Raw genomic sequence first — 18,427 nt, 5'->3', positions numbered from 1 at the left:
AAGCCGCGAGAAGGTCGCGGCCTTCCGACGCGACAGCCAGAGATTGAGGTCACCATGGCAACCACGCGAGACCAACACCAGATCGTGGAAACTGCGACCGAAGCGCGCCAGGGCGAGCCCGGGCCGTCGGTGGCAGCGTTGCTGGCCATATCAACCGGGCTTGCGATCCTGATCCTCGCCGTCATCTGGTTCGTGTTCTTCCGGACCTGACGACGGACTGAACGCCTTCCTATTCGCCGCGTAACGCGGCACATTGCGCCCGCCATGCCGCCGGACCGTCCGGCAGGCTTGGCGGGCGCAGTCGCGTCTGCGCCAGAGGACGGATACGACCAAGTTGCAGATGACCAAAAAGTAACGCGGCCGGTTCCCGGCGTTCATATTCAGTTCACGCCGGAATTGGTCATCTGGTGGTGTTCATGCAGCCTATTCCTGCAGCCTGTCTTTGGAGAGAAGCGTGCGCCTGCTCGTTGTCGAGGACGACCCCGATCTCAATCGCCAGCTGACCAAGGCATTGACCGACGCCGGCTATGTCGTGGACCGCGCCTTCGACGGGGAAGAGGGGCATTTTCTCGGTGACAACGAGCCCTACGATGCCGTGGTGCTCGACATCGGCCTGCCGAAGAAGGACGGCATCTCGGTGCTGGAGGCCTGGCGGCGCAACGGCCGCACCATGCCGGTCCTGATTCTCACGGCGCGCGACCGCTGGAGCGACAAGGTCCAGGGTTTCGATGCCGGCGCCGACGACTATGTCGCAAAGCCGTTCCATCTGGAGGAGGTGCTGGCGCGCATCCGCGCCCTGCTGCGCCGCTCAACCGGCCATGCCCAGAGCGAACTCAGCTGCGGCCCCGTCACGCTCGACACCAGGACCGGCAGGGTCAGCGTCTCCGGCAATCCCGTCAAGATGACCTCCCACGAATATCGGCTTCTGGCCTACCTGATGCACCATTCCGGGCGTGTGGTGTCGCGCACCGAGCTCGTCGAGCATCTCTACGATCAGGACTTCGACCGCGACTCCAACACCATCGAAGTCTTCGTCGGCCGCATCCGCAAGAAGCTCGACGTCGACATCATCCAGACCGTCCGCGGCCTCGGCTATCTCCTGACCCCGCCGCCCGCCCCGGGCGCTTGAGGTCTGTCGGGCTTGACGGAAGGCCGAACAGAGGCCTTGGTCCGGTAATGACGTCCGACGCCCTGCCATCCTGCGCTTGCCGGGACCTTTCCGATGCCCGCTAGCTCGCTTGCGACCCGCCTGTTCCTGTCGGCGACCGCCTGGCTCGTGGTGATCCTGGCCATCACCGGCGTGGTGCTGTCGTCGGTCTACAAGAACGCCACCGAGCGCGCCTTCGACCGCCGGCTCAATCTCTATCTGCGCACGCTGATCGCGGAGGTCGCCACCCCCGACGAGCCGCCGGACCGCCAGTTCCAGTCGCTCGGCGAGCCCCTGTTCGAGCTGCCGCTGTCCGGCTGGTACTGGCAGATCACGCGGACCGACACCGAAAAGCCGGAGGTACGGTCTTCGCGCTCACTCTGGGACAAGAAGCTGCCGAAGCTTGAGGAACAGGGCACCGAGCTCACCGCCGCCGGCATTCGCCTGGCCTATGTCGACGGGCCCGAGGGGCAGAATCTCCGCATGGTGGAGCGGCCGGTCGATCTCGGCGCGGACGGCAAGTTTCTCGTCAGCGTCGCCGGCGACGACACCGAGATTTTCGACGAGACGCGAAGTTTCGACTACTACCTCGGTGGCACCTTCACCGCGCTCGGCATCGTGCTGCTGCTGACGACGGTGTTCCAGGTCCGCTTCGGCCTCGCGCCGCTCAAGCGCATCTCGGAATCCATCGCCGACATCCGCTCCGGGCGGGCGGAGCGGCTCGAGGGCGAATTCCCGGTCGAGATCGCGCCGCTGGCGCGCGAGACCAACGCGCTGATCGATGCCAATCGCGAGATCGTCGAGCGCGCCCGCACCCATGTCGGCAATCTCGCCCACGCGATCAAGACGCCGCTCTCGGTCATCGTGAACGAGGCCGGGGTGCACGCCGCCGATCCGTTCGCGGCCAAGGTGATGGAGCAGGCGGATGTGATGCGCGACCAGCTCGCCCATCATCTCGAGCGCGCGCGCATCGCGGCGCGGGTCTCGGTGGTCGCCACGGTGACGGAGGTCGCGCCCGCCATCGAGGCGCTGCGGCGGACCATGCAGAAGATCCACCGCGATCGCGGCATCGTGGTCGAGGCCAAGGCCGATCCGTCGGCAAAGTTTCGTGGCGAGCGGCAGGATCTGGAGGAGATGGTCGGCAATCTCGTCGACAATGCCTGCAAATGGGCGGCCGCGCGCGTCTTCATCGAGGTCCTGGTGGAGGCGCCGCATCCGGCGGGCGCCGGCCCGCGTCTGCGGATCATCGTCGATGACGACGGCCGCGGCCTGTCCGAGGCCGAGCGCGCGCAGGTCTCCCGGCGCGGCCAGCGGCTCGACGAGTCCAAGCCCGGATCGGGGCTGGGGCTCTCCATCGTGACCGACCTTGCCGCGCTCTATGGCGGCAGCCTCTCGCTCGGCGGCGCGCCGACCGGTGGCTTGCGGGCCGAACTGGTCCTGCCCGGAATATAATCCCTTGTTCCCATGGAGCTATTCGCCGCGTTCGGCATCCGTCCCAAGGCGGTCGGAGGCATTCGGAGCCACTTCCTAAACGGCTTCTTAAGTGGGCCCCACCTATGATCGCGCCCGGACGCATCCCAGGTCCGCCATTTTACCGTGCATAACCCGGGCGCATGAGCCAGACATCAATCGAGCGGCTGAGGGAATATCTCGCGCAGCTCCCGCCGCAGGCGCAGGCTTTGCTGATGCGGGAGTTCGAGCGCGCGCTTGAGCGCGGCCAGGATACGGCCGTGGCGACCCTCGTGCTCGACCAGCTGCGCAAGATCGTCCGCAAGACCGAGGCCGAAGAGGCACTGCCGCCGCGCACGGATGATCTGTCGCGGCTGTTGTTCCAGGTACTGGAACCGTTCCTGGTCGAGGCGGGTACCCCGGTCCGGGTCGGCCAGATCCGCCGCTCCTCGCTCCATCCGATCTGGCAATGGCTCGGGCGTGACGGCGCCCCGGACAAGCTGAACGAATTCGAGGCGGCGCTGGCACGCATGCCGGCTGACAGCGCGGGGCAGGTCGAGGCACTGGCGCAGAAGCTCCAGGCGGTGGCCGCGGACGCCATCTTCGAGCTGACGGGGCCGGGCGGCGGCGACAAGTCGCGTGCGCTTGCCCGCGTCGGCCCGCCCAACGTGATCGAGGATCTCTATTCGGTCGGGGCGGTACTCGGGGTCCGGGACGCCATTGCCACCCTGAACGAGAAGCTGCCGCGCTTCCTGCGCGCTTTCGGCGATTCCCAGATCGCCTCGGTGAGCTCGGCGCTCAACATTCCCGTCCTCCAGACGCCGCAGATGCTGCCCTTCGCGCTGTCGATCGTCGTGCAGCGGATGACGGCGCCGTGGCAGATCATTCGCCTCGCAATCAAGATTGCCGCGTCCGACGACGAGATCCGTGTGGCGGCAACGCCCTATGGCGTCGCCGTCACGATCGCGCTGCACGATTTGTCCTGCGTGGCCGCGATTCTGCGCATGGACATCAAGCGCGGCCATTTCGACAACGTTGCCGGCAATCTCAAGGCGCTGCACGATGGCGTGCGCGGCCTGCGGACCGAACTCGACCTGCGCAACGATTCCTCCTGGGGCAAGCAGTTGACCTCGATCCGGGCCGACATCTCCAATGCGCTGCAATCCGAGATCGACAGCGTTCCCGGCCGCGTCCGCCGCATCCTGCGCCAGCGCGCCGAGAAGGACATTCCGCCGGGCGCGCGGATCGACAGCACCGAGGTCGAGGAGACCGTGGCGCTGATCGATTTCGTCGCGACCTGCCGCAACTATGCGAGCGAGCTTGCGATCAACGAGGTGACGCTACGCACCTATTCCGACCTTCAACAATATGTCGAGCGTTCCACCGAGCAACTGGTGCAGTCCCTGCGCGCCGCCGATCACAAGGTCCGCACCTATCGGCAGCAGCAGGTGCAGGCCGCGATCCGCTTCTGTCAGGTGTTGTTCGGCGATGATTATGCCTCACTGATGAGCAGGGCTGCGGAAAACGCGGCCACGGGCGAGCGCAAATCGTCGCGCGCAAGCTGATTCAGGCGAATTTTTCGTGATCACAATTTGAGGTTGACGATATCGGGGGCGGGCCGTACGGTCGCCGTGCAAACTTTTGGAATTCTATCTGTGGGCGCATGAAACCCGTTATCAGCTCCATCGAAGTCGAGAACCGGGTCGTCGTTGCCAAATATCAAAGGCTGATGGTCGGCGCGAAAGTGGTGATGGTCGAGAAGGCTAGCGGTCGGCAACTTCCCGAGACCGTCACCAGGGTTGCATCGCCCGTTCCCGTCGGGGCGTTGCGCATCAGATTGCCTGACGCAATCGAGCCGGGAACGTATTTCCTGAGAGCCTTCAACGGGCACGGCGAGGACGCCGCTCAAAGCGCGGACTTCGAGATCGCCTAAGTCGTTGGATTTTCACCGTTTCGGGATTGTGCGCGGTCGCGCCGATTGACAATTGTCAATTGCCGCATTGTCCGGCCGTGGTGTAAACGCACCTATGGGCGCGGCTCGCGCGCCGCCGGAAGTTTGCCAGATGACGTTATGGTTCGTGTTCGCGCTGATGACGGTCGCGGCGATTCTCGCCGTGCTCCTGCCGCTCGGCCGTAGCGGGCGCGCGCAAAATCAGGGCAGCGAGGTCGCGGTCTACAAGGACCAGCTGACCGAAATCGAACGTGATCTTGCCGCCGGCCTGATCGCAGCGCCCGAGGCCGAGGCCGCCCGCGTCGAGATCAGCCGCCGGTTGCTCGCCGCGGCCGACAGCGAGCCCGCAGCGGCGCCGAAATCCAGCCTCAAATGGCGCCGCGCGGCGGCCGTGCTGGCGCTCGTCGGCCTGCCGCTGGTCACGATCGGCGTCTACATGCCGCTCGGCTCGCCCAGGCTTGAGGACTTTCCTCTGGCGCAACGGGCGCGCGGGTCAGGCTCCGGCATGACGCTCGAGAATCTCGTCGTGCAGGTCGAGCAACATCTGGAAAAGAATCCGACCGATGGGCGCGGCTGGAACGTGCTCGCGCCCGTGCTGCAGCGGCTCGGCCGCTTCGACGAGGCGGTGCGCGCCTATCGCAACTCGCTCACCTACAACGGGGAGAGCGCAGAGCGCCGCTCCGATCTCGGCGAAGCGGTCTCCGCCGCCGCTGGCGGCGTCGTGACTGCCGAGGCCAAGATCGAATTCGAGCGCGCGCGCGCGATCAACGCCGACGATCCCAAGGCGAACTACTTCCTCGGTCTTGCCGCCGAGCAGGACGGCCACAAGGACGAGGCGGCCAATATCTGGCGCGCGCTGCTCGCCAAGGCACCCGCGGATGCGCCGTGGCGTCCCCTGGTGCAGTCCTCGCTGGCGCGGGTCGGTGGCGGCGGCACGGTGCCGGCGCTGTCGGACGAGACCATCGCCGCGTCCAAGGACATGAACGAGGGTGACCGCAACGCGATGGTCCGCGGCATGGTCGAACGGCTCGCCACGCGCCTCAAGCAGAACGGCGACGACGTCGAGGGTTGGCTGCGCCTGGTGCGCGCCTATCTCGTGATGGGCGACCGTGACAAGGCTGTGGGGGCATCGGCCGATGCCCGCCAGGCGGTCGCCAGCGATGCCGCGCGGCTGCGCCAGCTCAACGAAGGCCTCAAGACTCTCGGGCTCGACGGATGACGAATTTGCGACGAGACGAGCGAAGAACGGATATGCCATGACGCGCAAGCAGCGACGTATGACCATTATCGGCGGCTCGCTCGCCGTGCTCGCGCTCGCAGCCGCGCTGGTGCTCAACGCACTGCGCGACTCCATCGTGTTCTTCTCGACGCCGACCATGGTCGCCGAGAAGCACGTTGCGCCGGGCAAGCGGTTTCGTCTCGGCGGTCTGGTGCAGCCCGGCTCGCTCCAGCGCGGCGACAATCTCGCGGTGACGTTCGAGGTCGCCGACGGCGGCGCAAAGCTTCCGGTCGCCTACAAGGGCATTTTGCCCGATCTGTTCCGCGAAGGGCAGGGCGTCGTCGCCGAAGGCGTGCTCGACGCCAATGGCGTGTTCAAGGCCGACACAGTGCTCGCCAAGCACGATGAGACCTACATGCCCAAGGATGTCGCCGATGCCCTGAAGAAGCAGGGGCACTGGAAGGACGATTATGGCAAGGTTTCCGATGGCGGCAAGCCTGCGGCAACGACCGCGCAGGGCAATCCGCAGGGAGCAGTGCAATGATCGCGGAAACGGGACATTACGCGCTCGTGCTGGCGCTCGGTCTGGCGCTGATCCAGTCCATCGTGCCGCTGATCGGCGCGCGCCTGCGCGATGACGCGCTGATGAATGTGGCGCGCTCCACTGCGCTGGCGCAGCTTCTGTTCGTCGGTGCGTCGTTCATCGCGCTCGTGACGCTGCACGTGGTTTCGGATTTCTCGGTCGCCAACGTCTACGAGAATTCCCACTCCATGAAGCCGCTGCTCTACAAGATCACCGGCGTGTGGGGAAATCATGAAGGCTCGATGCTGCTGTGGGTGTCGATCCTCGCGCTGTTCGGCGGACTGGTCGCGGCCTTCGGCAACAATCTGCCGCTGTCGCTGCGCGCGCATGTGCTTGCCGTGCAGGCCTGGATCGCCAGCGCCTTCTACCTCTTCATCCTGGTGACCTCGAACCCGTTCCTGCGCATCGCCAACCCGCCGATCGAAGGGCGCGATCTCAATCCCGTGCTCCAGGACATCGGCCTCGCCGTGCATCCACCGATGCTCTATCTCGGCTATGTCGGCTTCTCGATCTCGTTCTCCTTCGCGATCGCGGCGCTGATGGAGGGGCGGATCGACGCGGCCTGGGCACGCTGGGTGCGGCCGTGGACGCTGGTCGCCTGGATATTCCTGACGCTCGGCATCGCCATGGGCTCCTACTGGGCCTATTACGAGCTCGGCTGGGGCGGCTGGTGGTTCTGGGATCCGGTCGAGAACGCCTCGCTGATGCCGTGGCTCGCCGGCACCGCGCTGCTGCATTCGGCGCTGGTGATGGAGAAGCGCAACGCGCTGAAGGTCTGGACCATCCTGCTGTCGATCCTGACCTTCTCGCTGTCGCTGCTCGGCACCTTCCTGGTGCGCTCGGGCGTCATCACCTCCGTGCACGCCTTCGCCACAGATCCCACCCGCGGCGTGTTCATTCTCCTGATCCTCTGCCTGTTCATCGGCGGCAGCCTGTCGCTTTTCGCGGGCCGCGCCGGGTCGTTGAAGCAGGGCGGCCTGTTCGCGCCGATCTCGCGCGAGGGCGCGCTGGTGCTGAACAATCTGCTGCTCACGGTCGCCTGCGCGGTGGTGCTGTTCGGCACGCTCTATCCGCTGGCGATGGAGTTGCTCGCCGACTTCAAGATGTCGGTCGGCGCGCCGTTCTACAACCTTACCTTCGCTCCGCTGTTCACGCTGCTGCTGCTCGCCGTGCCGTTCGGGCCGATGCTGGCGTGGAAACGCGGCGATCTGCTCGGCGTGACCCAGCGCCTGCTCGCGGCAGGCGTTGCCGGGCTCGTTGTGATCGCCATCGTCTGGGCATGGACGCGCGGCGGCAGCGCGCTGGCGCCATTGGCGATCGGGCTTGGCGTCTTCGTCATCGCCGGTGCCATGACCGATCTGGCCGAACGTACCGGCCTGTTTCGCCTGCCCTTCGCAACGACGCTGCACCGCGCCCGCGGCCTGCCGCGCTCGACATGGGGGAGTGTGTTTGCGCATGCGGGGCTCGGCGTCGCGCTGATCGGAATCGTCTGCGAGACCACCTGGAACAGCGAATACATCGCGACCATGAAGCAGAACGACGTCGCTCATGTCGCCGGTTACGACGTGAAGCTGGACGGCCTGTTTCAGCGCCAGGGCCCGAACTTTCGCGAGATGATCGCCGAGTTCAACGTCAGCCGCGAGGGCAAGACGCTCAGCGTCATGACGCCGTCCAAGCGCAGCTTCACCACCCGCGGCTCGTCGACGACCGAGGCCGCGCTGCTGACGCGCGGCGCAAGCCAGCTCTACATCTCGCTGGGCGATGCGACCGCCGAGGGCGCCATCGCCGTGCGCATCTATCACAAGCCGCTGGTGCTGCTGATCTGGTGGGGACCGGTGCTGATGGCGTTCGGCGGCATGCTGTCGCTGTCCGACCGGCGCCTGCGGGTCGGCGCGCCGAAACCGGCGCGGGCCAAGCAGCGCCTGCAGCCGGCGGAGTGACCCGATGCGCCGGATGATGGCCACGATCGTCGCGCTCGCGCTGCTGGCCTTGCCCGCGGCGCACGCCGTGCAGCCCGACGAGATCATGTCGGACCCCGCCAGGGAGTCGCGCGCACGCGATTTGTCGCGCGAGCTGCGCTGCATGGTCTGTCAGAACCAGTCGATCGACGATTCCGATGCGCCGCTCGCGCGCGATCTGCGGCTGCTGGTACGCGAGCGCATCGCAGCCGGCGACAGCAATTCTCAGGTGCTCGACTTCCTGGTCGCACGCTATGGCGAGTTCGTGCTGCTCAAGCCTCGCTTGGAGCGGCAGACCATCTTGCTGTGGCTGCTCGCGCCGCTGTTGCTGATCGGCGGCGGGCTGGCGCTGTGGCTGCAAATCCGTCGGCGTTCGCGAAGCGGTGCAGATGTACCAGCTCCGCCGCTTACGCCCGACGAGGAAGCGCGGCTCGCTGCACTGATGTCGGAAGAACCAAGGTCGTCATAGCGCTACGTAATGATACGTAGGCCGTCTGGCGCTGCATGTTTCATGCTCTGTTGACCTTTGTCTGGAAGCTTGTCGCGTCATTTGATTCCAGACCTTGAGTCCTCAACGATGTTCACGAACAGCAATCTGACGATCCGCTTTCTGGTCGGCGCCGTCGTCGCTGCATTATTGTTCCTGCTCGGCATCGGCGGCGGCACCGGCTTCGTCGCGGTGCTCTATCTCAACAACGAGATCACCAGCCTGTCATCGGACTTCGCCGCACTGAGCGGGCCTGCGCGCGACCACGCGATGCAGATCTATCAGCAGGCGCAGACAGCGTTCTCCTATTTTCTCGTCGCCTGCGGCGTGATCGTGGTTGTCGCCGGCGCGATCTGTCTCGCCACCTGGTTTGTCGTTCGCAACGGCATCCTCAGTCCCTTGGCGGCGATCGTGCATGCCATGCGGGAGGTCGCCGACCAGAAGTTCGAGACATCGGTTCCGGGGCTCGGCGGCACCAACGAGATCGGCCTGCTCGCCGGCGCATTGGAGGTGTTCAAGACCAATGGCCTGGAGCGGCGGCGCCTCACCGAGCAGCAGCTGCATGAAGCGCAGCACCAGGCCGAGCGATCGAAATTCCTGGACGCGCGGATCAAGCGCTTCAACGAGCTGGTCGCCAGCGTCGTCGACAGCGTGGCGTCATCGGCCGTGCATTTGACGAGCAATGCCGAGACGCTGTCGCAGACCGCCAACGACACCAGCACCAAGGCGAATGCGGTTGCGAGCGCGGCTAGCCAGGCCAGCGCCAGCGTGCAGACGGTGGCGGGCTCGGCCGAGGCGATGACGAATTCGATCGGAACGATCAGCCGCCGCGTCACGGACGCGACCCAGCGCGCCGAGGGCGCAGCGACGCAGGCCGAGAAGAGCCGCGATACCATCCACACCCTGTCGGACGCCGCCGACAAGATCGGCGAGGTCGTGCAACTGGTGCAGGCGGTCGCCTCGCAGACCAACCTGCTGGCGCTCAACGCCACCATCGAGGCGGCGCGGGCAGGCGAGGCCGGCAAGGGCTTTGCCGTGGTCGCCTCCGAGGTGAAGAATCTGGCGCACCAAACCAGCAAGGCGACGGAGGAGATCACCGCCCACGTCGCCAGCATCCAGGGCATCACAGCGGAGACGCGCGGCGCGATCGACGGCATCTCCAAGACGTTGTCGGAGATTTCGTCCATCATGTCCGGCATCGAGGTCGACACCGCTCAGCAGCGCAACGCCACGCAGGAGATCACGCGCAGCGCCCGGGACGCCGCCGGCGGCACGCTCGACGTCTCCAATCACATCGTCCAGATCACCTCGACCTCCGCCGAGACCGGCCGCATGGCCGCCGAGGCGCGGGACTCCGCGGTTGACCTGTCGCGGCAGGCCGAGACCTTGAAGCGCGAAGTCGACGAGTTCATCGTCAGCGTCAGGGCAAGCTGAGCGCCCCCTCAACGGGAGGCTTGCTCGCCGTTACGGGAACTTGATTAAGTTCCTGTAATACCACGATTTTCGGCCTGCGATAAACTGCCGCATCCGCGCCTCCCGTTCATTACGAAAGTTTAACCCCCCCGCCAGCGCGCGGTAAGGCGGGAGCCCCCATCTTCAGGTCCGCAAGGTGCTGGCAGCCGGCACCAAAAGGAATTCAAGGCCCTGGAGATCCCTGCATGACCGATCGTATCGACCTTAGGAACCTTCCGTCCTACCGGCAGCCGCGCCGGTCGGTTTTCTCGGCTCGCAGGATCGCGCTGATGGCTTCGGTCATCGCCGGTCTCGGGATCGCCGTCCACGGCTTCAGCCCGTCGACCTCCCCGAGCGACCTGTTCTCCAGCCCGGCGCATGCGCAGGTCAACAACGAGGTCCGGAAGGTCGAGCGTCCGATCGGCTTCGCCGATATTGTCGAGCGCGTGAAGCCTTCGGTGATCTCCGTGAAGGTCAATATCAAGCAAAAGACCGTAAGCAACGATGACGGCGACGATTCTTCCTCGCCGTTCCAGCCGGGCTCGCCGATGGAGCGCTTCTTCCGCCGCTTCGGCGGTCCGGATGGCGTCCCGGGCCTGAAGGGCGGTGGCGGCCGCGGCCGCGTCGTGCAGGGCCAGGGTTCCGGCTTCTTCATCTCGGCTGACGGCTTTGCCGTGACCAACAACCACGTGGTCGACGGCGCCGACAAGGTCGAGGTTACCACCGACGACGGCAAGACCTACTCCGCCAAGGTGATCGGCACGGACCAGCGCACCGACCTCGCCTTGATCAAGGTCGAGGGCAGCACGAACTTCCCGTTCGCCAAGCTTGCCGACGGCAAGCCCCGGATCGGCGACTGGGTGCTCGCGGTCGGCAATCCGTTCGGCCTCGGCGGCACCGTGACGGCCGGCATCGTTTCGGCCAGCGGCCGCGACATCGGCAACGGCCCGTATGACGATTTCATCCAGATCGACGCGCCCGTGAACAAGGGTAATTCCGGCGGTCCGGCTTTCGACACCAACGGTGAGGTGATGGGCGTCAATACCGCGATCTACTCGCCCTCCGGCGGCAGCGTCGGCATCGCGTTCTCGATTCCCGCCAGCACCGTGAAGAGCGTGGTGGCGCAGCTCAAGGACAAGGGCTCGGTCAGCCGTGGCTGGATCGGCGTGCAGATTCAGCCGGTGACGTCGGACATCGCCGACAGCCTCGGCATGAAGAAGGCCGAAGGAGCGCTGGTCGCTGAGCCGCAGGCGAATGGTCCGGCTGCCAAGGCCGGCATCGAGTCCGGTGACGTGATCACGTCGGTCAACGGCGAATCGGTCAAGGACGCTCGCGAACTCGCCCGCACCATCGGCGGTCTGGCGCCCGGCGCGACCGTGAAGCTCAACGTACTGCACAAGGGCCAGGACAAGGTCGTGAACCTCACCCTCGGCCAGCTGCCGAACACGATCGAGGCCAAGGCCGACACCGACAATGACGGCGGCAAGGGTGCGAGCAAGGGCACCGACGTGCCCAGGCTCGGCATGACGGTTGCCCCCGCCAATTCCGTGGCCGGCGCCGGCAAGGACGGCGTCGTCGTCACCGAAGTCGATCCGAAGAGCGCCGCGGCCGAACGCGGCTTCAAGGAGGGCGACGTGATTCTCGAAGTCGGCGGCAAGAGCGTGAGCAGCGCCGGCGAAGTCCGCGACGCCATCAATACGGCGCGGACCGACAACAAGAACAGCGTCCTGATGCGCGTGAAGAGCGGCGGCCAGTCGCGCTTCGTCGCCGTGCCCATCGCCAAGGGCTAGGCCTCAGGAGGCTTGCGAGATGAAGGGTGTCGGCCGGCATCAGTCGCCCCCGCCGACGGCGCCCTTCGGGGAAGCAGCGCAACGACTGCTTCCCCTGTCTACCTTCCGGTGGAATTACGCCCCCCTCCGTCGGAAGGCCTAGGGCGGTGAGGTCCCCCCAGCTTCACCGCCCGCCTTTTTTCTCGATCCGAGATCGTTCCGCTCGGCTTGCATGCGATTGCCGCTCGCGCCATGTTTAGAGAAGGTTCACTCCCTTGACCGTCGCCGAACGCACGATGCGCCTCCTCATTATCGAAGACGACCGCGAATCCGCCGACTACCTCGTGAAGGCGTTTCGCGAGGTCGGGCACATTGCCGACCACGCCGCCGACGGCGAGGAAGGTCTCGCCATGGCCGAGAACGGCGATTACGACGTCCTGGTGGTCGACCGCATGCTGCCCAAGCGCGACGGCCTGTCGCTGATCGGCGCGCTGCGCGACAAGGACGATTCGACGCCGGTGCTGATTCTCTCGGCGCTCGGCCAGGTCGACGACCGCATCAAGGGCCTGCGCGCCGGCGGCGACGACTATCTGCCAAAGCCCTATTCCTTTGCCGAGCTGCTGGCCCGCGTCGAGGTGCTGTCGCGCCGCCGCGGCGGCCCGGCCGAGGACACCCTTTATCGCGTCGGCGATCTCGAGCTCGACCGTCTGTCCCACCGCGTCGCCCGCGGCAAGGACGAGCTGACGCTTCAGCCGCGCGAATTCCGCCTGCTCGAATACCTCATGAAGCATGCGGGCCAGGTTGTGACCCGCACCATGCTGCTGGAGAACGTCTGGGACTATCATTTCGATCCGCAGACCAACGTGATCGACGTGCACATTTCGCGGCTGCGCTCCAAGATCGACAAGGGCTTCGAGCGGCCACTGCTGCACACGATCCGCGGCGCCGGGTACATGATCCGTGACGGCATTCGGTAAACTCGTCCGCACCACGGCGTTCCGGCTGACGCTGGTCTACCTGTTCCTGTTCGGGATCTTCGCGGCTTCGCTGCTGGGCTATTTCGCCTGGAATACGCGGCGGCTGATCACCGAAGAGATCACGCAGACGGTCAATGCCGAGACCTCGGAGATCAACGAGATCTACGGCCGCCGCGGTCTGGTCGGCCTCGTACGCGCGATCGAATATCGGGCACTGCGGCCGGGCGCCAATCTCTACCTCGTGACCACGCCGACCGGCCAGGCGGTTGCCGGCAATGTCGGCTCGCTGGCGCCGGGCGTGATGGCGACGCGCGGCTGGTCGGAGACCGCCTACCGGCGGATCGAGGACGCCGACGACCGCGACCATCGTGCGCTGGTGCGTGTCACCGAATTGGAAAACGGCTTCCGGCTTCTGATCGGCCGCGACCTCGCCGAGCGGCGTCGCCTGTTCGGCATCGTCGCCAAGGCGGCGCAATGGTCGATCCTGATCGTCGTCGTGCTCGGTCTCGGCGGCGGCATCTTCGTCGCGCGCCGTGTGCTCCGGCGCATCGACGCCATGACCGGCACCGCGCAGCGCATCATGACCGGCGATCTCAGCGGGCGTCTTCCCGTGGGGCGTAGCGGTGACGAGCTCGACCGCCTCGCCGAAAACCTCAATGCCATGCTGGAGCGGATCGAGGCGCTGATGGCGGGGTTGAAGGAGGTCTCCGACAACATCGCCCACGACCTCAAGACGCCGCTGACGCGCCTGCGCAACCGGGCCGAGGAGGCGCTGGCGAAATCGGGCAGCGAAACCGATTACCGCGCGGCGCTGGAACGGACCATCGAGGAATCCGACGGTCTGATCCGCACCTTCAACGCGCTGCTGATGATCGCGCGCGCCGAGTCCGGACAGGCGCGCGGCAACATGGATGATTTCGACGCGGCCGAGGTCGCAGGTGGCATCCACGAGCTCTACGAGCCGCTCGCCGAGGACGACGGCATGACGTTGAAGGTCAAGGCCGAGCCGACACCGGTTCACGCCAATCGCGAGTTGGTCAGCCAGGCGCTTGCCAATCTGGTCGAGAATGCGATCAAATACGGCAAGCCGGTCGCACAGACCGGCGGAACCGTGGTCAGCATGGACAGCAGGCAGATCACGATCGAGGCCAGGCGCGACGGCGATCAGGTGCTGCTCAGCGTCACCGATCACGGTCCCGGCATCCCCGAGAGCGACCGCAAGCATGCCGTGGAACGATTCGTTCGGCTGGAAGCGAGCCGCACCCTGCCTGGGTCCGGCCTCGGCCTCAGTCTCGCCTCGGCAGTTGCGACATTGCATGGCGGTGAGTTGAGGTTGGGCGACGCCCAGCCGGGTCTTATCGCTACGCTGGTCCTGCCGGTGCGCGCGGGGGCCGGCGACAGGGTTGCTCCGCCAATGCTGGATGTGCCACAGAAGGTGGCATGAACCACTCCGCGCCGGGAAACGCGGACAAGCATGGTGAGAGCCTGGCCGCGCGCTTCGCGGAAGCTCCCCATATTGCCGCTTCCACGAACGACGAACGACGTTTTAAGGACTGGCTGGCCGAGCTCGAGCCGGCACAATCGGCCCGTCTTGAAGCGCTGCTGGCTCATCCCTTCGCACGGGACATCCTGGCCGGCATCGCGGAATTCTCGCCCTATCTGTTCGATCTGGTGCGCGCCGATTCCTTGCGCCTGATCCGGCTTCTCGAATGCGATCCGGATGCGTATCTCGCCACGCTGATCGGGGAGGCGAGGGACGCGGTGCTCGCCGCGTCCGACGAAGCCGAGGTGATGCGGCTGCTTCGCCGCATGAAAGCGGAGGCCGCGCTGCTGACCGCGCTGTGCGACATCGGCGGGGTCTGGCCGGTGATGCGGGTGACTGCGGCGCTCACCGATGTCGCGGTGTCCTCGGTGCAGGCGGCGCTTCAATATTTGCTGCGGCAGGAAGCCGCACGCGGCAAGCTCTCGCCGCCCAATCCCGAGACCCCTGAGGAGGGCTGCGGGCTGATCGTGCTTGCGATGGGCAAGATGGGGGCGGCCGAGCTGAACTATTCCAGCGACATCGATCTCATCGTGTTCTTCGATCCCGACAACACGACGCTCGCGCCCGATATCGAACCCCAGCCATTCTTCGTGAGGGTGACGCAAGGGATGGCGCGCATCCTCCAGCAGCGCACCTATGACGGCTACGTCTTCCGCGTCGATCTGCGGCTGCGTCCCGATCCGTCCTCGACGCAGGTGGCGATTTCGCGTGACGCCGCGCTGAACTATTACGAGCGGGAGGGGCGCACCTGGGAGCGCGCCGCGATGATCAAGGCGCGTGCCTGCGCCGGCGATCCCAAAGCGGGCGAAGCACTGCTCGCCGAGATCGCGCCTTTCGTCTGGCGCAAGCATCTCGACTTCGCGGCGCTGGCCGACGTCCACGACATGAAGCGGCAGATGCAGACCTATCGCGGCCAGAGCGACGTCGCGGTCGAGGGCCATAACGTCAAGGTCGGCCGTGGCGGCATCCGCGAGATCGAGTTCTTTGCCCAGACCCAGCAGTTGATCGCCGGCGGCCGCCATCCGGAATTGCGGGTGCGGCCAACGCTCGCCGCGCTCGACATTCTCGCTTCCAGCAGCTGGATCACCTTCGCGGCGCGCGACGAACTGACCAAGGCGTACGAATTCCTGCGCCGGGTCGAGCATCGCCTCCAGATGATCGCCGACGAGCAGACCCACACGCTGCCCGAGGACAAGGGGGCGGTCGAGCGCTTCGCCCTGTTCTTCGGCTATCCGGATCGCGAGGCCTTTGCCCGCGATCTCCTGCGTCAGCTCGAGATCGTCCAAGGCCACTATGAAAAACTGTTCGAGGGCGACGATCCGACCGGCACGGCCAAGCTGCCGGCGCTCGACTACGGGGCGGGTCCCGAAGATCCGCGCCTGCTGCAATATTTGACGACGCTCGGCTTCAAGAAGCCTGCCGCGGTGGCGCAGACCGTGCGCGACTGGATCACCGGCGACTATCGCGTGTTCCGCGTCGAGGCGACGCGCAGCGCCTTCGTCGAATTCGTGCCGGCGCTGATCGACGGTCTCGCCCATGCCGAGGAGCCGGATCGCGCGGTCGTGGCGTTCGATCATTTCCTCGGGGCGCTCCAGCGTGGCGGCCGGCTGATCACGCTGCTCGGCCAGAACCGCGATCTCGTCGCGCTCGTGGCCCTGGTGCTCGGCGCGGCGCCGCGGCTCGGCGAGATGCTGGCGCGGCAGCCGCAGCTCATGGACGGCCTGATCGATCCGCGCTTCTTCGGCGCCATGCCCGACCGGCAGGAATTGTCGGGGCGGCTCGCGACGACCGTGCAGGACGCCGGCTCCTACGAAGAGTTCCTCGATCGCCTGCGCCTGTTCGGGCAGGAGAGTCTGTTCCTGATCGGCACGCGCATCCTCTCAGGCACGGTCTCGGCGCCGCAGGCGAGCACGGCCTTTGCCGACGTCGCCGAAGGCATCGTCCATACGGTGCATGGCCTCGTCGCCGACCGCTTCGCCGCGCAGCACGGCCGCATCAAGGGGCAGGAGACCGCGATCATCGCGATGGGCCGGCTCGGCAGCCGCGAGATGACGGCGTCGTCCGATCTCGACCTGATCCTGCTCTACGATTTCGACCGCGACGATCCCGACTCCGACGGTGCGAAGTCACTGCAAGGTGCGCATTATTTCGCTCGCTTCACCCAGCGCCTGATCAGCGCGTTCACGACGCGCACCAATTACGGCGTGCTCTACGAGATCGACATGCGCCTGCGCCCCTCGGGGCGCGCCGGCCCCGTGGCTTCGAGCCTGGTTTCGTTCGCGGACTACCAGACCAATGAGGCCTGGACCTGGGAGCACATGGCATTGACGCGCGCACGCGTGGTGTCGGCATCGCCCGAATTCGGGGAACGGATCGAACGCGTCATCCGGGATGTCCTGACCCGGCGCCGCGACCCCGCAATCACGGCCAACGATGTCGCCGACATGCGGCGCGCGATCGCCCAGGAGAAGGGCGAGGCCGATTGCTGGGATCTCAAGTATGCCGCCGGCGGCATGGTCGACATCGACTTCATCGCGCAATATCTCCAGCTCGTGCACGCTCACGACAAGCCGGACATCCTCGACGTCAGTACGATGCAGGTGCTGGAAAATGCATCAAGGCTTGGCGTGATGGCGCAATCGGAAACCGAGATATTGCGTGCCGCGGCGCGGCTCTATCACGACCTGACGCAGATCCTGCGGCTTTGCGTCAGCGACCGCTTCAAGCCCGAGACCGCCGGCACCGATCTTCTGCGTGTGATGGCACGCGCCGGCGATGCGCCGGATTTCTCGTCGCTGGAAGCGCGTGTGAAGGAGACGCAGGGCGAGGTGCGGCGCGTGTTCACGGCGCTGCTGGAAACGACGTCGCCTTCTTCAGCGAGGTAAGCGCCTCGCGCACGTTCGGCTCCAGGCCCGCGCCGCCGGCATCGAGATGGGCGAAGATCGCGCGCTTCATCCGGGGATCCCAGAACTTCCTGATGTGCTCGGCGATTCCCGGCACGGCCTTGTCGTGACCCTGGCTGCGGAAGAACGTGCCGATCTGGTTGGCCATGTAGATCAAACGGTCAGGCGACATCGGCAATCTCCGTGGCATGACGGGCGACAACCCGGCCGCCATGCGAAAACACTTCGAACCCGTCCTGGCGGGCAATGGCTGTCAACGTGATGCCGGCGGCCTCCGCCGTGCGCACGGCCAGCGCGGTCGGTGCGGAGACGGCGACCATCACCGGCACGCCGATGGCGGCGGTCTTCTGCACCATCTCGACCGAGACCCGGCTCGTCAGCAGCACCATGCCGCCGCTTGCAGCCGTGCGGCTGCGCGCCAGCGAACCGGCGAGCTTGTCGAGCGCGTTGTGGCGGCCGACATCCTCGCGCAGCGCGACGATACCGCCGGCGGGTGACCAGAACGCGGCGGCGTGAACGGCGCGAGTTTGCAAATTGATCGATTGCAGCGGCGCGATGGCCTGCACCGCCGCCATGATCTGCTCGGGCGTAAACGTCTGTCCCTGCGGCACGACGGCCGCAGGCCGCACGGCCTCGGCAATCGAATCGATGCCGCAGAGACCGCAGCCGGTCGGGCCGGCGATGTGGCGGCGGCGCTGGCTGATGCGTGCGGCATCTTCCGGCGCCAGCCACATGCGCAGCTCGATGCCATCGTCGAGGCGGACCACTTCGAGCGACTTGATGTCGTCGACCGATCTGATGATGCCTTCGTCCAGGCTGAAGCCGACGGCGAAGTCTTCCAGGTTCTGCGGCGTTCCCATCATGACGGCGTAGGTGCCGCCATTGTAGGTCAGCGCCAGCGGCGTCTCTTCGGGGATCAGCCGCGTGCCTTCGGACGCAGCACCGTCGCGCCAGATTTCGCGGTCGATGGCCTGGACCGGCACGTGCAT

16 protein-coding genes are annotated in these 18,427 nt (G+C 66.2%); 14 read left to right on the top strand and 2 right to left on the bottom strand.

Annotated elements, in window-relative coordinates:
* Nucleotides 1–54: 54 nt before the first annotated feature.
* The 14 genes from OC450_RS09325 (at nucleotide 55) to OC450_RS09260 (ending at nucleotide 17,420) form a co-directional block, all read left to right on the top strand.
* Nucleotides 55–210, top strand: a complete 156-nt coding sequence (locus OC450_RS09325) for a hypothetical protein (protein ID WP_165448146.1) — start codon at nucleotides 55–57, stop codon at nucleotides 208–210.
* A 244-nt stretch (nucleotides 211–454) separates the two neighbouring features.
* Nucleotides 455–1,129 carry a response regulator transcription factor gene (locus tag OC450_RS09320; protein WP_211382948.1) on the top strand — a complete coding sequence of 225 codons (675 nt, stop codon included), beginning with the start codon at nucleotides 455–457 and terminating at the stop codon, nucleotides 1,127–1,129.
* Between the two features lie 93 nt (nucleotides 1,130–1,222).
* Entirely contained in the window at nucleotides 1,223–2,599 is a 1,377-nt protein-coding gene (locus OC450_RS09315) for a sensor histidine kinase (protein WP_211382949.1), read from the top strand.
* A gap of 161 nt (nucleotides 2,600–2,760) precedes the next feature.
* A complete protein-coding gene (locus OC450_RS09310) occupies nucleotides 2,761–4,161 on the top strand; it encodes a hypothetical protein (protein ID WP_211382950.1) in 1,401 nt (466 codons plus the stop codon).
* A gap of 98 nt (nucleotides 4,162–4,259) precedes the next feature.
* The gene (locus OC450_RS09305) at nucleotides 4,260–4,529 is read left to right on the top strand and encodes a hypothetical protein (RefSeq protein WP_211382951.1); all 270 of its coding nucleotides are present in this window, start codon (nucleotides 4,260–4,262) and stop codon (nucleotides 4,527–4,529) included.
* Nucleotides 4,530–4,659: 130 nt separating this feature from the next.
* Nucleotides 4,660–5,766, top strand: a complete 1,107-nt coding sequence (gene ccmI / locus OC450_RS09300; RefSeq protein WP_211382952.1) for a c-type cytochrome biogenesis protein CcmI — start codon at nucleotides 4,660–4,662, stop codon at nucleotides 5,764–5,766.
* A 37-nt stretch (nucleotides 5,767–5,803) separates the two neighbouring features.
* The gene (gene ccmE / locus OC450_RS09295; protein ID WP_256806339.1) at nucleotides 5,804–6,310 is read left to right on the top strand and encodes a cytochrome c maturation protein CcmE; all 507 of its coding nucleotides are present in this window, start codon (nucleotides 5,804–5,806) and stop codon (nucleotides 6,308–6,310) included.
* Nucleotides 6,307–8,289 (top strand): heme lyase CcmF/NrfE family subunit, encoded by a 1,983-nt coding sequence (locus OC450_RS09290; RefSeq protein ID WP_256806338.1) that lies wholly within the window; start codon nucleotides 6,307–6,309, stop codon nucleotides 8,287–8,289. Before ccmE ends, OC450_RS09290 begins: the two co-directional genes overlap by 4 nt.
* A 4-nt stretch (nucleotides 8,290–8,293) precedes the next feature.
* Entirely contained in the window at nucleotides 8,294–8,776 is a 483-nt protein-coding gene (locus tag OC450_RS09285; protein WP_211382955.1) for a cytochrome c-type biogenesis protein, read from the top strand.
* A gap of 108 nt (nucleotides 8,777–8,884) precedes the next feature.
* The gene (locus OC450_RS09280) at nucleotides 8,885–10,228 is read left to right on the top strand and encodes a methyl-accepting chemotaxis protein (protein WP_211382956.1); all 1,344 of its coding nucleotides are present in this window, start codon (nucleotides 8,885–8,887) and stop codon (nucleotides 10,226–10,228) included.
* Nucleotides 10,229–10,452: 224 nt separating this feature from the next.
* Nucleotides 10,453–12,036 carry a Do family serine endopeptidase gene (locus tag OC450_RS09275; protein WP_211382957.1) on the top strand — a complete coding sequence of 528 codons (1,584 nt, stop codon included), beginning with the start codon at nucleotides 10,453–10,455 and terminating at the stop codon, nucleotides 12,034–12,036.
* Between the two features lie 275 nt (nucleotides 12,037–12,311).
* Complete coding sequence (locus OC450_RS09270) at nucleotides 12,312–12,992, top strand: response regulator transcription factor (protein ID WP_038944287.1); 681 nt, start codon at nucleotides 12,312–12,314, stop codon at nucleotides 12,990–12,992.
* Nucleotides 12,976–14,436 (top strand): ATP-binding protein, encoded by a 1,461-nt coding sequence (locus OC450_RS09265; protein WP_262047727.1) that lies wholly within the window; start codon nucleotides 12,976–12,978, stop codon nucleotides 14,434–14,436. The genes OC450_RS09270 and OC450_RS09265 overlap by 17 nt, the downstream gene beginning before the upstream one ends.
* A complete protein-coding gene (locus OC450_RS09260) occupies nucleotides 14,433–17,420 on the top strand; it encodes a bifunctional [glutamine synthetase] adenylyltransferase/[glutamine synthetase]-adenylyl-L-tyrosine phosphorylase (RefSeq protein WP_262047726.1) in 2,988 nt (995 codons plus the stop codon). The genes OC450_RS09265 and OC450_RS09260 overlap by 4 nt, the downstream gene beginning before the upstream one ends.
* Here the strand turns inward: OC450_RS09260 and OC450_RS09255 are convergent.
* Both OC450_RS09255 and fdhD read right to left on the bottom strand, forming a co-directional pair.
* Complete coding sequence (locus tag OC450_RS09255) at nucleotides 17,377–17,610, bottom strand: formate dehydrogenase subunit delta (RefSeq protein ID WP_211382960.1); 234 nt, start codon at nucleotides 17,608–17,610, stop codon at nucleotides 17,377–17,379. The two genes, OC450_RS09260 and OC450_RS09255, sit on opposite strands and share 44 nt — an antisense overlap.
* Nucleotides 17,600–18,427, bottom strand: coding sequence for a formate dehydrogenase accessory sulfurtransferase FdhD (gene fdhD, locus OC450_RS09250; protein WP_262047725.1), 828 nt, complete (start codon nucleotides 18,425–18,427; stop codon nucleotides 17,600–17,602). The genes OC450_RS09255 and fdhD overlap by 11 nt, the downstream gene beginning before the upstream one ends.

Origin of the sequence: Bradyrhizobium sp. Bra78, from assembly GCF_024519855.1 — a bacterium.
GTDB lineage: Bacteria > Pseudomonadota > Alphaproteobacteria > Rhizobiales > Xanthobacteraceae > Bradyrhizobium > Bradyrhizobium japonicum_G.
This window is presented reverse-complemented; position numbering and strand designations above follow the sequence as displayed.